14 protein-coding genes and 1 pseudogene are annotated in these 12,996 nt (G+C 51.6%); 9 read left to right on the top strand and 6 right to left on the bottom strand.

What is annotated here, in order from left to right; genetic code table 11:
* Positions 1–25 precede the first annotated feature (25 nt).
* Positions 26–344, bottom strand: a pseudogene (locus tag HCK03_RS12795) (histidine phosphatase family protein); the annotation flags it as partial.
* 196 nt (positions 345–540) lie between these two features.
* Between HCK03_RS12795 and relB the strand changes: the two are divergent.
* The 5 genes from relB to HCK03_RS12820 all read left to right on the top strand — a co-directional run bounded on the left by relB (position 541) and on the right by HCK03_RS12820 (position 3,174).
* Complete coding sequence (gene relB / locus HCK03_RS12800) at positions 541–780, top strand: type II toxin-antitoxin system antitoxin RelB (RefSeq protein WP_041145685.1); 240 nt, start codon at positions 541–543, stop codon at positions 778–780.
* On the top strand, positions 780–1,067 hold the full coding sequence (gene relE / locus HCK03_RS12805; protein ID WP_041145684.1) for a type II toxin-antitoxin system mRNA interferase RelE: 288 nt from the start codon (positions 780–782) through the stop codon (positions 1,065–1,067). The genes relB and relE overlap by 1 nt, the downstream gene beginning before the upstream one ends.
* A gap of 70 nt (positions 1,068–1,137) precedes the next feature.
* Positions 1,138–1,296: a type I toxin-antitoxin system Hok/Gef family toxin gene (locus tag HCK03_RS12810; RefSeq protein WP_064349756.1), complete on the top strand. Its 159-nt coding sequence runs from the start codon at positions 1,138–1,140 to the stop codon at positions 1,294–1,296.
* Positions 1,297–1,682: 386 nt separating this feature from the next.
* The gene (locus HCK03_RS12815) at positions 1,683–2,123 is read left to right on the top strand and encodes a GNAT family N-acetyltransferase (protein WP_167692436.1); all 441 of its coding nucleotides are present in this window, start codon (positions 1,683–1,685) and stop codon (positions 2,121–2,123) included.
* Positions 2,124–2,730: 607 nt separating this feature from the next.
* The gene (locus tag HCK03_RS12820; protein ID WP_041145682.1) at positions 2,731–3,174 is read left to right on the top strand and encodes an acetyltransferase; all 444 of its coding nucleotides are present in this window, start codon (positions 2,731–2,733) and stop codon (positions 3,172–3,174) included.
* Between the two features lie 19 nt (positions 3,175–3,193).
* Here the strand turns inward: HCK03_RS12820 and HCK03_RS12825 are convergent, their stop codons facing one another.
* Both HCK03_RS12825 and gcvA read right to left on the bottom strand, forming a co-directional pair.
* Positions 3,194–3,778, bottom strand: coding sequence for a helix-turn-helix domain-containing protein (locus tag HCK03_RS12825; RefSeq protein WP_167691681.1), 585 nt, complete (start codon positions 3,776–3,778; stop codon positions 3,194–3,196).
* 620 nt (positions 3,779–4,398) lie between these two features.
* The gene (gene gcvA, locus HCK03_RS12830; protein ID WP_167691682.1) at positions 4,399–5,298 is read right to left on the bottom strand and encodes a transcriptional regulator GcvA; all 900 of its coding nucleotides are present in this window, start codon (positions 5,296–5,298) and stop codon (positions 4,399–4,401) included.
* Between the two features lie 155 nt (positions 5,299–5,453).
* Here gcvA and HCK03_RS12835 point away from each other — a divergent pair, with 155 nt between their 5' ends.
* Positions 5,454–6,368, top strand: coding sequence for a DMT family transporter (locus HCK03_RS12835; protein ID WP_167691683.1), 915 nt, complete (start codon positions 5,454–5,456; stop codon positions 6,366–6,368).
* A gap of 129 nt (positions 6,369–6,497) precedes the next feature.
* Positions 6,498–6,584, top strand: a complete 87-nt coding sequence (locus HCK03_RS26630; RefSeq protein WP_071844925.1) for a LysR family transcriptional regulator — start codon at positions 6,498–6,500, stop codon at positions 6,582–6,584.
* A 513-nt stretch (positions 6,585–7,097) separates the two neighbouring features.
* On the opposite strand, the gene gap is transcribed toward HCK03_RS26630, so the two are convergent.
* From gap to HCK03_RS12855, 3 genes are all read right to left on the bottom strand, one after another.
* Positions 7,098–8,108 carry a type I glyceraldehyde-3-phosphate dehydrogenase gene (gap, locus tag HCK03_RS12845; RefSeq protein ID WP_167691684.1) on the bottom strand — a complete coding sequence of 337 codons (1,011 nt, stop codon included), beginning with the start codon at positions 8,106–8,108 and terminating at the stop codon, positions 7,098–7,100.
* 78 nt (positions 8,109–8,186) lie between these two features.
* Positions 8,187–9,167, bottom strand: a complete 981-nt coding sequence (locus HCK03_RS12850; protein ID WP_135184586.1) for a GlxA family transcriptional regulator — start codon at positions 9,165–9,167, stop codon at positions 8,187–8,189.
* A gap of 355 nt (positions 9,168–9,522) precedes the next feature.
* Positions 9,523–10,431: a LysR family transcriptional regulator gene (locus HCK03_RS12855; protein WP_041145676.1), complete on the bottom strand. Its 909-nt coding sequence runs from the start codon at positions 10,429–10,431 to the stop codon at positions 9,523–9,525.
* 147 nt (positions 10,432–10,578) lie between these two features.
* Between HCK03_RS12855 and HCK03_RS12860 the strand changes: the two genes are divergently transcribed.
* Together HCK03_RS12860 and HCK03_RS12865 are read left to right on the top strand one after the other, a co-directional pair.
* Positions 10,579–11,889: an MFS transporter gene (locus tag HCK03_RS12860; RefSeq protein WP_167691685.1), complete on the top strand. Its 1,311-nt coding sequence runs from the start codon at positions 10,579–10,581 to the stop codon at positions 11,887–11,889.
* Positions 11,890–11,907: 18 nt separating this feature from the next.
* Entirely contained in the window at positions 11,908–12,996 is a 1,089-nt protein-coding gene (locus HCK03_RS12865; protein WP_041145674.1) for a tartrate dehydrogenase, read from the top strand.

Here is a 12,996-nt window from a genome sequence, read left to right on the forward strand (position 1 = left end):
TTGCAGGGCGGAGATTCACATGAAGTTAAGCGTTCTGGTGTTCGAGTAGAAGTAGGTGTGTGGCAATACCCCATCTGACGGCTATGCATTTCCCATCCCAGAAATCGAGTACAGAGTAACTTGCATTGGGGTGAGCGTACCGCGAAAAGTTATCGATAGTTCCTTCTTTAAGCACCGCCAGTACTCCCTGACTGACTTGCCCATGCGTGACAATACATACGCTCTGATATTTTGTGGTTTCTTGTAGATTTTTGTATGAAACCTATTACCCGTCGGGTTGATTGTGCTAATGACTATCCCTCTGGTGGACAATACTCGGCATCAAATGTGAATAACACATGCGCAAATAGGATTTTAATTCAGAAAACGAACTGGCAAGTTCCACTTGATTAACATAATCCAATGTTTTTACGCCAGCTTCTGGCACAAAGCGTGCTCACCCTTCTGACGTCTTGTTTGCTGACTTCCTTCGTGACTTGCCGTAAACATGTTGTAGTGCGATACTCGTAATGACATTTGTATTTACAAGAGGTGTGGGACATGGGTAGCATCAACCTGCGTATTGATGATGAACTTAAAGCGCGTTCTTACGCTGCGCTCGAAAAAATGGGTGTAACTCCCTCTGAGGCGCTTCGTCTCATGCTTGAATATATTGCTGAAAATGAACGTTTGCCGTTCAAACAGATACTCCTGAGTGATGAAGATGCTGAGCTCGTGGAGATAGTAAAAGAGCGTCTTCGCAATCCTAAGCCAGTGCGTGTGACACTGGATGAGCTCTGATGGCATATTTTCTGGATTTTGACGAGCGTGCACTAAAGGAATGGCGAAAGCTGGGCTCGACGGTACGTGAACAGTTGAAAAAGAAGCTGGCTGAAGTGCTTGAGTCACCCCGAATTGAAGCGAACAAGCTTCGTGGTGTGCCTGACTGTTACAAGATTAAGCTCCGGTCTTCAGGCTATCGTCTTGTATATCAGGTCATAGACGAGAAGGTTGTCGTCTTTGTGATTTCTGTTGGGAAAAGAGAACGCGCGGAAGTTTATAGCGAGGCGGTCAAACGCATTCTCTGAAATAAAGCAGGACATCTCTGTTTCGCAGTAAAGGTGCCACTTCTGCTTTGCGTTGACAGAGATGAAGGCTATGAAACTGCCACGAAGTACCCTGATCTGGTGTGTATTAATAGTGTGCCTAACACTGCTGATATTCACTTATCTGACCCGTAAATCGCTCTGCGAAATCCGGTACAGGGACACGAGCAGGGAGGTGGCGGCTTTTATGGCTTACGAATCCGCTAAGTAGCCAACCCCGGCGGGGAAACTCCCGCCGTTCAGGGGCGGAGATTGTCTGGACAGGCCTGAAGCGCCTTTATGAAGGGGTTGCCGGTTCGCTGGCAACCCCTTTTTCCTTTAAAGCGATGCAATGACTGGCTGCGAGAAAATCGGCCGATTTTTTTTTGCTTTTCCATAACCCTCCTGTTTGCTCTCTCATTCATCTAACCCAGGTTGTTTTCTCTTCTGATGCCGCACTTATTACCTCTTTGATGAATGTAGACTGAACTTAGAGGTGTCCGCTTCCGACAGGGAGTGGGTGGGGCGCTGAGAGGCTGCGTTGAGCGACGATCTGCCCTGGCAACTTTAGCGAAATTTGGATATTTTTACTCAACTCTTCTGCAGAAGGTAATGGCAATGACCTTAATTAGGGCACCCGAATTAAAAGATATACCGTCTTTAAACAAACTTTTTTTACAATTGGGCTATCAGACAGATGCTGAACGCTTAAAACAACATATTAATCAGAAGAATACCAATCTTAGTATCCTGGTTGCTGAATCAGAAAAGGAACTCTACGGGGTTATTGTGGTGAATTTTATCACGCCTGTTCATGAAGACGGCTTATGGGCATTAATTTCAGCTCTGGTCATAGGTGAATCGTCGCGAGGGGCGGGAATCGGTCGGAAACTTCTCATCGCCGCTGAGCGAATCGCCCTGGATAAGGGATGTTCTCAGATTGAGCTTTCAAGCAGTGAAAGCAGAGTCAGAGCGCACAAGTTTTATGAAAGCAACGGTTATAAGGAAGTGAGAAAACGTCTTGTTAAACTCCTCGCTAACATGCCCATTGCTAACTAATTCCCCATCAGTTTTGCAACGTCCGCTGCTGGCACGGAGCGGTCTGCAAAACACTCAAACTTCCAGCGCGCGCTTATCGTCGGTCTTCAGTAAGGTCCCTGAATAGGGCATCTTGCAGGTGAACCCTTTATTTTATGACCAATGCCTGAGGGGCGGAGCTTTTATCTGCAGGTTATCCGCCCTGGCGCTAAACCCGGCTGGACGCATATGGAATGCATGCATTCTTGTCATTGGTGTCTGTGGGGGGGGAGGTGTCTCTGTCGTGCCTCAAAGTATGAGTGGTTTTCGTAGGGACCAGATTAGTTATCATCCCTTATCAGGTGCTGAAATTGAACTCGATCTCATCCTCGGCTATCGCCACTTACCTCCAGTACATGCCTTCGTTCTTTCTGCCGAAGAGAAGCGGAGGGTTTATCGCATTCGCTACGTAATTTTCCAGCAGCGGGTAAGAGGACGCAGACTAACCAGCGTATTAGCACTTCTCATAGGGGATGATAAGGTAGGGAAGTAAAAGCACTATTGTGAATTTAATTTCACTATAGTAAATTTAAGTAGACTTATTTTGTATGTAAATGCACAAAGCAATGACCACGTTAAGGTAGAAAAAATGTTAAAAATCAGAACGTCACGACCATCCGAAGCGTCGGAAATCATCCAAATTTGGAAAAATTCTGTCGATGCTACGCACGATTTTCTGACCGCCCACGACCGACAAGAGATCGAAAAAGAAGTTGTCAGTTTTTTTTCAGAAACCCCTGTATTGGTAGCAACAAATCAGGAAGACCAACCGCTAGGATTCATGTTTTTGCATGAGGGCCATCTGGAGGCACTTTTTGTCGATGCTTCTGCTCGCGGACTTGGCGTCGGAAAACGGCTGATCTCACATGCGCTGGCTCTGCATCCTGATTTAAGCGTCGATGTAAATGAACAAAATCAGCAAGCTGTAGGGTTTTATCAGCATATGGGCTTTCAGCTTACAGGGCGTTCCGAGCTGGATAATCAGGGAAGGCCTTACCCCCTGTTACATCTACGCAAGTCTAATGTGATGTAACCCGGTTACCAGGGCAATATCATTGATTTTTTTGACTAAAAGCGACGATGTAAGAACAGCTCTGCTCGCTATCAGGATTGCTCATTTGGTACTCGCTTGCAAAGGTAAGGGCCAGACAGTCACCGGCTTGTAAATGATGGGTCTGATGATTGACCCGAAAATCAAGGCTGCCGCTCAGCATCCAAAGCGTTTGCCCGGAAAGGTGCTCACTCGCAGAGGCGGGTATCGTCAGTTGACCCATCGCGGGAATTTCAACTTTTATAATTTCCGGGCATGCCCCCGCTGGGGACAGCGACCAGCGGGTAATGCCGGATTGTTCGTCTGTCCAATGCTGCTGCTGATCGGCGAAACGAACCAGTGAGTTCTGATGTTGCTCAAGCTCCGCAAAAAGTTTTGATAGCGTTATATTCATGGCGTTGGCTAAACGACTCAGGATAGTTGCGCTGGGGCTGGAGGCGCCTCGTTCAACTTTGCTAATCATGGCCTGACTGACGCCCGATCGTTGGGCAAGCTCCGTTACCGTCAAGCTGCGAGCCTTTCTGTGTTTAAGCAATAAACGTGCAATGTCGCTATCTACTATCTGATTTTTAGATGTTTTATCCATTTTTACCCTCACTTTTGCCAGTCTGATTATGCCATCACATAAATTGGGCTGAAATAAATGATTTTGTCAGTCTAAAAATTCCGCCTGTCAGGTCCTCTATGAGCAGAGGTTATGGGATGCTTTATGAGCGAGTATCCTGAAATCACATTTTATTGATTTCACCACTTTATGCGGAAGATGACGATATTCAGGAAGGAGTCAGGACGCGGGAAGTTGACCGATAGTTGAAAGAAATACTACCGGGGGGCATTTCAGTTCTGGTCCACAGATCGCCAACAGACGAAGCCGGAGGGGCTTTATCAGACGCCCACCAGGCGCGCCACCTCGGTGGCGCTGGCGAAACCAGAATTTTTACTTTGGCGGCTATTGCTCATGGTGCTGTTCCGCTGCGGCGATGGCTCGTTCACGTATAATGGCATACTCGGCCAGGCGGGTTAGCGACGGCTTCGGCGTTTCATACCACTCTTACGGATGGAGCTGACGTTTATCGCGGATCAGGGCGATAGCGTCGTCGAGAGTGGGGAAACGTTGCGGGCACTCCAGGTGCATAGTTTGTTTATCTCCGGGGCATAGCGCGTGTAGAAAAGTGTGCCTGTCAGAGAGCGCTGCCGACAAGCGGATTAGACGGGGTATTCATTCTTGTCAGCGGCGGCAGTGGCGGCGATCCAGTCCCGGAATCGTCGGCTTATTCGCTGCAAAATAGCGGACTCATCGTACACCAGGTAATACGCGATCGGTGATTCGATGGCCACTCTGAGGGGATTAATGAGGGTTCCATTTTTGAGCTCCTCCCGGACCAGCGCACTGCGGATAAGCGCGATCCCTTTTCCTGCCAGTGCTGCTTCCAGAACTCCGTTTGAGTCGACAAAAACAGGGCCTTTATTCGTATCGGTATCCGGGAGCCCCGCCGCATTAAACCAGATCGCCCAGTCCATGCGATGTTCATCGTGGAGCAAGGTATACCGGGTAATATCAAGGGGGGAGGACAAGGGCAGCGTCTGGGGGATAAGACGCGGGCTACAAACGGGCTGGAGCCTGTCGTTAAGAAGACATTCAGATTCGAGTCCGGGATAACGCCCCAGGCCGTGTCTTACCGCAAAATCTATCCCTTCTGACAATAAGTCTACCCGCCGGTTAGTGGTGCTGATTTGCACCTCCACTCCGGGGTTCTCCTTTTCAAACCCCGGGAGACGCGGCAGCAACCACTGGATCGCAAAACCACTGGTGCAACTGATGGTTATCTTATTCGGTTTACCTTCATTCATCAGCCGCAGTGTCGCTTCTTCAATCTGGCTGAACGCCGGGCGGATCGCGCGCAGATAAATGCGGGCTTCATCCGTCAGCTCCAGACTTCTGGGGCTACGGATAAAGAGCCGTATGCTGGTCATATCTTCCAGCTTGGCAATTTGCTGGCTGACCGCACTGGATGTCACGCATAATTCTTCCGCCGCTTTTTTCATACTTAAATGTCTTGCTGTTGATTCAAAACACATAAGTGCATGTAAAGGTGGGAGTTTCATAATACGTCCGACTCTATGCGTTAGTTAAACTTAATTATAAAAGAAAAACTTGCTTGTGTGTTTACTGACATACTCTTACAGTTTTTTCATGTTTAAGTTTTGTTAACTTAAGTCATATATACAACATTTTTCCTTTAATAAAAAGAGGGGGCTAAATGCGTATTGCAGACTACATCCGGCTAATAGTTCTTGCAGCCATCTGGGGCGCCAGTTTTTTGTTTATGCGTATAGCCTCTCCCGAGTTTGGGGCTATTAATACGGCATTCCTGCGCGTATTATTTGGCCTTTTGGGGCTGGCGGTCATTATTTTTGTTCTGAAGTCTTCATATAACTTTGAAGGGAAGTTTAAATCTTCTCTTATTCTGGGTGTGATTAATTCCGGGCTGCCGTTTTTCATGTATTGCCTCGCGGCACGATGGCTACCTGCGGGGTATTCCGCCGTACTTAACGCGACGACGCCGCTGATGGGCGCATTAATTGGGTTTGCTTTCTTTAGCGAGAAACTGACGGCACGGAAATGGGGCGGCGTGGTGCTTGGCCTGGTCGGAATCATGGTCATTACCACCATCGGTGAATCGCAGTCCACTAATGAAACCCTCGCCGGGGTTATCGCTTGTCTGGTAGCGACCGGGTGCTATGGCATCGCGGGTTTCCTGACACGCCGGTGGATCTCAAACAATGGTGGGCTTGATCCGAAAGTCGTTGCCTTTGGCAGTCAGATCGGTGCGACGTTGTTTTTGTTGCCCTTCTTTATCTGGAGCAGCACGACCGGACCATCGATTAACTGGCTGCAAGGCAACGTGTGGGCAAGCGTGGTGGCTGTCGGTCTCATTTGTACAGCCTTTGCCTATATTCTCTATTTTCGACTTATCGCGGATATTGGGCCCCTGCGCTCACTGACCGTGACTTTTTTAATTCCCCCCTTCGCGGTGTTGTGGGAATATCTGGCTCTGGGGGAAACCATTAATGAAGGCTTTATTATTGGCGCCATTATTGTATGTGTTTCAGTATGGCTGGTTGTCAGCCCGGGAAAAGCACCGATGGTCTTAAAGAGTAAAGTGACAAAATAATATTTCAACTAATTAGTGGTGCTACAGAGTCCCGGGAGAGGAATTCTATGTCACACAATATTCCGCTATCTCCATTACGGATGTTTATCGAAGTCAGTCGTCAGGGAAGTATGAAACTTGCTGCAGAAAATGTGTATCACAACCGGTGTCGTTAGCCAACAAATCCGTCATCTTGAGGAACAGATGGGGAGCAAATTGTTCTCACGACAAGGTTAACGCCCGATGCAGAGTATTCCCGGCCTCAGCGCACGGGATGTGGTTGGACGGGGATTTGAAAAGATAGCCAACGGTTGGGCAAAAATTGTTCCGACGGCTCAGAATCAACTGGTCATTTCAGCTCTGACGGTGGTTGACCACTGTCGTTTCAGCGCGACTGCCCGTATTCAGTCGTAGCTGGCGTGCGACGTTCGACAATGCCGACTGTATTTTTTAGTCCCGCCATATAAGGTCCCCGAAAAGCTGGCACAGGGCCTCCGGTACCGGTGCAACGTCCGGGGCTGAAACCAGCGCCAGAAATTGTGCTTCGAACAGGGTGTACTCCTCGTTGGTCAAAACAGCTTAATGTTGTCCTGGTTAATCACAAACTGGACATTCCGGTTTTGCCGTTAAGAGGTTAAGCAGGGATCGATTGACCCACTTTCAATACGCCGCCATGCGGCTACTCACTCGCGCCAGAGATAAAAAATCCACGCCAGGCGTGGATTTTAAAGAAAGCTGCAGAGCAGGGGGTTAGCGTTCACGCCTTGCCATCAACAGCGCCAGCTCGACTAGGCGACTGGAGAATCCCCATTCATTGTCGTACCACGCCAGAATTTTGACCATATTGCCGCCAATCACCAGCGTTGACAGACCGTCGATAATGGAAGAACGCGGGTCACCCTGGTAGTCGCTTGAGACGAGGGGTTCATCGCTATAGCCGAGGATCCCTTGCAGCGGCCCCGCGGCGGCGGCTTCACGAAACGCATTATTGACCTCTTCTGCCGTCACATCCCGCTCAAGCGTTACGGTCAGGTCGACAATGGAGACCACCGGAACCGGTACGCGCAGCGAGTAGCCGGTTAAGCGGCCATCGAGCTCGGGAATGACTTTGCCGAGCGCCTTCGCGGCACCGCTGGAGTAAGGCACAATCGACAGTGCCGCAGCGCGGGCACCACGAAGATCTTTTTCCGGCTGGTCGTGCAGCGCCTGGCTGTTGGTGTAGGCGTGGGTGGTGTTCATCAGGCCATGCTTAATACCGAAATGCTGGTGCAGAACCTGCGCGGCAGGCGCCAGACCGTTGGTGGTGCAGCTGCCGTTGCTGACCACGTAGTGCTTATCCGGAGAGTAGAGGCCGTCGTTCACGCCCATCACGATGGTTAAATCATCGTTTTTACCGGGGGCGGAGATAATCACTCGCTTTGCGCCGCCGCTGTGGATGTGTGCCGCCGCTTTGTCACGGTCAGTGAAGAAGCCGGTGGCTTCAATGACGATATCGACTTCACTCTGACGCCACGGGATGTTGGCCGGGTCGCGTTCGCTGAACACGGTAATGGGATTACCGTCAACCACAAGCTGCCCCTCACCGGCGGTGACCTCGGCGTCGAGTTTTCCGAGCAGCGAGTCGTATTTCAGCAGATGTGCCAGCGTTTTACTGTCTGTCAGATCGTTGATTGCCACAATCTGAATATCAGGATTACCCAGTGCAGCACGCAGTACGTTGCGTCCGATACGGCCAAAACCGTTAATACCGACCTTTACCATGATCAACTCCTTATCTGTTGTCTCTGCAGGTAATGTAGGCCGGTCGTCAGTTGGCGTAAATGACAAAAAAGGATCACTTTACGCCATTTTGCGGCAGTGAAAGCGCTGGCGATATTCACCGGGCGTGAGGTGAAGCTGTTTTTCAAATAGCCGTCGCAGGTTAATGCTGCTGCCAAATCCGCTTTGTTCGGCGATACGATCCAGCGTCTCGTTGGTCTGCTCCAGACGCTGGCGGGCGGCGGCCAGGCGGGCTTCGGCGACGTAGCGCGCCGGCGAAGCGCCGGTTTCCCGGGTAAACACGCGGGTGAAGTTGCGCGGACTCATGGCGACTCTTGCCGCCAGCTTATCGACGCTGAGATCGGCGGTGAGGTTCTCGAGCAGCCAGGCCAGTAGATCGTTAATCGGGCCCAGGGTGCTGGTCTGCTGAAGGTTGTAGCGGCTAAACTGCAGCTGGCCTCCGGGACGGCGCAGGTACATAACGAAGTCCTGGGCGATGTCGCGCGCCAGGCTGAAGCCGTAGTCCTCTTCCACCAGCGCCAGGGTAAGGTCAAAGCCGGAACTGACCCCGCCTGATGTCCAGATGTGTTCGTCCTGAACGTACAGCGGACCGCCTTCGACGCGCACCTGGGGAAATTCTGCCTGCAGGGTTTCCAGCAGCTTCCAGTGAGTGGTGGCTCGTCTGCCGTCCAGCAGCCCGCTTTGCGCCAGCAGCATCGCACCGCCGCAAATGGATGCAATGCGGCGGGCATGGGGAGCGGCAAGGCGCAGCCAGTCGACCACCGCAACGCCTTCCTGCGGGTTTTGACCTCTGCCGGTGATAATGATGGTATCGAGTGGCTCGCGAGGGTCTATCTCATGCAGGCGATGATCTGCCAGTAGATTTAAACCCGACTGACCATGGATAACCTGATGCGGTTGGGTTGTCGCTAACTGAACCTGGTAACAGGCGTCCGTAGCGCCTTCCTGATGCAGGCGGTTGGCCTGCATCAGAATGTCGGCAATACCGGCGGATTCGAACAGCATGCCGCCATCGGGGACAATAATGAGTATCTTTTTCATGTCCTGAAAAGTAATCCTTTTACAGAATAAGTCAACAGAACATGCGCAGCCGGAAAAAGGCGCACCGCCTCAGGATGATGGCTTGACGCTGACTGAACGGAGGTGCCTGCTGACGTCCGCTTTTGGGCTGTGGGTTCAAGGGGGCGGGCTATACGAATCTGAAGAAGCGGAAAACCATCGTTAAATTTATATCAGTGGCGACAACCCCACCATTAATCAGATTTCATTCCTGAGCTAACTTTTCTAACTCAGAAAAGCCCCGATGATCTATTTCCGGTAAGCATGAGGAACTAATATGGCCGGTTTTCAGATACAGAATTTAAGTCCGGCGATTTTCAGGTGGTAAGCCCTGCCACTACAGGTCTTTCGTTAATATATCAATATCCTGCGCAAGGATATTAAGCACAGCATTAACATACTCATTCCTGCTTCCCTGATGCCACATCGCGCACAGCGGTAACCCTTCAATACTCTCAACCGGGGCCAGTGGCAGATACCGCACGCCGTCCGCGTTCATATTGCAGTAAGAGGAGGGGACGAGCGCCACTCCCAACTCTGCTGCGACAAAGCTCAGGATGGTCTGCTTTTCTTCGGCATACTGAGCAATAACCGGGTGCTTACCCGCAGCTCTGAACAGGTTCATCGTCAGGTCATGGCTGTGAGGGCGGGTGCGTCTTTCCGGCACGATTACCGGCTCGTTGCAAAAATCTTCAATACCCACCTGTTTGAGATTCACCAGCCGATGATGAGCAGGCACCGCAAGCACACAAGTTTCATGGGCAATAAATCGGGTGGTCAGGGAGACGTCAGTCTGTTCTGGTGGCCGAACAAACACCAGATCCAGCCAGCCGGAGGTCAACCGGGGGATCAGACTGTGCGATTTATCTTCGGTGATATGAATATCGGCATCAGGGAAAGCACTGACGAACAGATTGAGCAGTTTCGGCAGTAATCCCCTTGCCGCGCTGTCAATGGCGCCGATCCGCAGCGTTTTTTTCTGCAACGCGATGTTGTTATGAAACCTCAATCGTAGCGCATCAAAGTCCGCAACAACGGCTTTGGCCTCTCTCAAAAAATCAGCGCCTTCCCGGGTCAGAGACACATTACGGGTCGAACGATTCAGCAGACGCAGACCCAAATCCTCTTCCAGCAGCCGGATAAAACGGCTGAGTGATGCAGGCATCATTTCAAGCTTACGGGCAGCCCTGCCAAAGTGAAGCTCATCACCTAACACCACGAAGCATTTCAACTGATTTATATCCATTTATTATCCGAATTCAGATTGTGCAAATTATTTATATAAACCGGTGCCGATGATAAAGCCAGTCAAAACAGCATACTGTGTTCACAACTAAACGATAAGTTAACAACAAAACGATAACAACCCTACATGACTGTGGAGCATCCTGATATGCACAACGACCTCGAAAAAAAGGTGATGCGCAAAGTAACGCTGCGAATTATTCCTTTTATCATGCTTCTGTATTTTATCGCTTTTCTTGACCGGGTTAATATTGGCTTTGCCGCCCTGACTATGAATCAGGACCTGGGGTTTTCTCCGATGGTCTTCGGGATGGGGGCCGGGATTTTTTTTCTTGGCTACTTTCTGTTTGAAGTCCCGTCTAATTTAATTCTGCATAAAGTCGGTGCCCGTATCTGGATAGCCCGCGTCATGATCACCTGGGGGCTGGTCTCCGGTTGTATGGCATTTGTACAGGGCACGACCAGTTTCTATATTCTGCGCTTTCTGCTCGGCGTGGCCGAGGCCGGTTTCTTCCCCGGTATTATTCTTTATCTCAGCTACTGGTTCCCGGCCGTAAAACGTGCGCAGGTCACTGCCATTTTTATGGCGGCGGCACCGCTCTCTACTGCACTTGGATCACCTATTTCTGCAGCCCTGCTGGAGATGCACGGGCTGATGGGGTTTGCCGGCTGGCAATGGATGTTCGTGCTGGAGGCGATCCCGGCCTTACTGCTGGGCATCGTTGTCCTGTTCTGGCTCACCGACCGTCCGGCCAAAGCGAAATGGCTGACTGAAGAAGAGCGTACCTGGCTGCAAAATACCATGCAGGCTGAAGAGCAGGCTCGTGCCGTAGGGAAAAGCCATAGCAGCGCATGGCGCGGCCTGGCGGATAAGCGGGTTTTGGCACTGGCGCTTGTCTACTTCGGAACATCGGCCGGCCTTTACACCTTGGGGATCTGGGCACCGCAGATAATTCACAGCTTCGGCGCCTCATCGTTTGAAATTGGCTTCCTCAATGCTTTCCCTGCGGTGATCGGCGTTGTTGCCATGATCCTCTGGGCCCGTCACTCCGACCGGACCCGCGAGCGCAGCTGGCACGTTATTGCTGCCTGTCTGCTGGCGGCTGCCGGGCTGGTGTATGCCGGAAGCGTCAGCACCCTTTTCTCGGTGATTATCGCACTGACCCTGGTCACCGTCGGGATCAGCGCATCCAAGCCTCCGCTGTGGAGCATGCCAACTCTGTTTCTGAGCGGGCCGGCAGCCGCCGCGGGCATAGCAGCCATCAACTCGATTGGCAACCTCGGTGGTTTTGTCGGGCCGATGATGATTGGCGTCATTCGCCAGCAAACCGGCAGCTATACCTGGGGGCTCTATTTCGTGGCCGGACTGCTGATCGTTTCAGCCCTGACGGTGCTGATTTTAGCCGGAAAAGCGAAAAGGCCACAAAGCGCAGAACTTCATCAACCTCATATCCATTAATCTACACGGAGAAACACCATGCGTAACTACTCTATTGCCGCTATTCCTGCTGACGGTATTGGCCCTGAGGTAATCTCAGCCGGCATTGAAGTTCTGAAAGCGCTGTCACATCGAGATCCGCAGCTGAAATTTGATATCCAAACCTTCGACTGGGGCTCCGACTACTATAAGCGCTATGGCCTCATGATGCCGGAAGAGGGGCTACAGATGCTGAAAAGATTCGATGCTATCTATTTCGGCGCGGTCGGCGCACCGGATGTACCCGATCACATTACCCTCTGGGGGCTTCGCCTGCCGATTTGCCAGGGATTCGATCAGTACGCGAATGTGCGCCCGACAAAAATTCTGCCGGGTGTGACGTCGCCGCTGCGTAACCGGGGACCGGGCGATCTTGACTGGGTCATCGTGCGTGAAAACTCCGAAGGCGAATACTCCGGGAACGGTGGACGTACCCATAAAGGCCTGCCGGAAGAGGTTGGCACCGAAGTGGCGATTTTCACCCGCGTAGGGGTCACGCGCATCATGCGGTATGCCTTTAAACTGGCTCAGTCACGTCCGCGTAAATTGCTGACAGTAGTGACCAAATCCAATGCGCAGCGTCACGGCATGGTGATGTGGGATGAAATTGCGGCTGAAGTCGCACAGGAGTTCCCGGATGTGCAGTGGGACAAAATGCTGGTTGATGCCATGACGCACCGCATGACACTGCATCCGCAGACCCTTGACACGATAGTCGCCACCAATTTACATGCCGACATTCTGTCCGATCTGGCGGGTGCGCTGGCCGGCAGCCTTGGCGTGGCTCCGACGGCGAATATCGATCCTGAGCGGCGTTTCCCTTCGATGTTCGAGCCAATTCACGGGTCAGCCTTTGATATCACCGGTAAGGGCATCGCTAACCCGATCGCTACTTTCTGGACTGCGGTACAGATGCTGGAGCACCTGGGGGAGCACGAGGCCGCTGCGCTGATAATGGAAGGGATCGAGTATGTCTGCACCCGCGGCATCCTGACGCCCGACGTGGGCGGCACGGCAAAAACGGCTGATGTCACCCGCGCCGTCGTGCAGTTCATCGAATCCCGTTCAACCGTTGCCGAGAGTGCATAA

Origin of the sequence: Klebsiella terrigena (genome assembly GCF_012029655.1) — a bacterium.
Classification (GTDB): domain Bacteria; phylum Pseudomonadota; class Gammaproteobacteria; order Enterobacterales; family Enterobacteriaceae; genus Klebsiella; species Klebsiella terrigena.

What these genes read in the sequence shown, in the direction of transcription:
- relB (WP_041145685.1), top strand. Translation starts at nt 541, where the DNA reads ATGGGTAGCATCAACCTGCGTATTGATGATGAACTTAAAGCGCGTTCT.
- relE (WP_041145684.1), top strand. Translation starts at nt 780, where the DNA reads ATGGCATATTTTCTGGATTTTGACGAGCGTGCACTAAAGGAATGGCGA.
- HCK03_RS12810 (WP_064349756.1), top strand. Translation starts at nt 1,138, where the DNA reads ATGAAACTGCCACGAAGTACCCTGATCTGGTGTGTATTAATAGTGTGC.
- HCK03_RS12815 (WP_167692436.1), top strand. Translation starts at nt 1,683, where the DNA reads ATGACCTTAATTAGGGCACCCGAATTAAAAGATATACCGTCTTTAAAC.
- HCK03_RS12820 (WP_041145682.1), top strand. Translation starts at nt 2,731, where the DNA reads ATGTTAAAAATCAGAACGTCACGACCATCCGAAGCGTCGGAAATCATC.
- HCK03_RS12825 (WP_167691681.1), bottom strand. Translation starts at nt 3,778, where the DNA reads ATGGATAAAACATCTAAAAATCAGATAGTAGATAGCGACATTGCACGT.
- gcvA (WP_167691682.1), bottom strand. Translation starts at nt 5,298, where the DNA reads ATGAAACTCCCACCTTTACATGCACTTATGTGTTTTGAATCAACAGCA.
- HCK03_RS12835 (WP_167691683.1), top strand. Translation starts at nt 5,454, where the DNA reads ATGCGTATTGCAGACTACATCCGGCTAATAGTTCTTGCAGCCATCTGG.
- HCK03_RS26630 (WP_071844925.1), top strand. Translation starts at nt 6,498, where the DNA reads ATGTGTATCACAACCGGTGTCGTTAGCCAACAAATCCGTCATCTTGAG.
- gap (WP_167691684.1), bottom strand. Translation starts at nt 8,108, where the DNA reads ATGGTAAAGGTCGGTATTAACGGTTTTGGCCGTATCGGACGCAACGTA.
- HCK03_RS12850 (WP_135184586.1), bottom strand. Translation starts at nt 9,167, where the DNA reads ATGAAAAAGATACTCATTATTGTCCCCGATGGCGGCATGCTGTTCGAA.
- HCK03_RS12855 (WP_041145676.1), bottom strand. Translation starts at nt 10,431, where the DNA reads ATGGATATAAATCAGTTGAAATGCTTCGTGGTGTTAGGTGATGAGCTT.
- HCK03_RS12860 (WP_167691685.1), top strand. Translation starts at nt 10,579, where the DNA reads ATGCACAACGACCTCGAAAAAAAGGTGATGCGCAAAGTAACGCTGCGA.
- HCK03_RS12865 (WP_041145674.1), top strand. Translation starts at nt 11,908, where the DNA reads ATGCGTAACTACTCTATTGCCGCTATTCCTGCTGACGGTATTGGCCCT.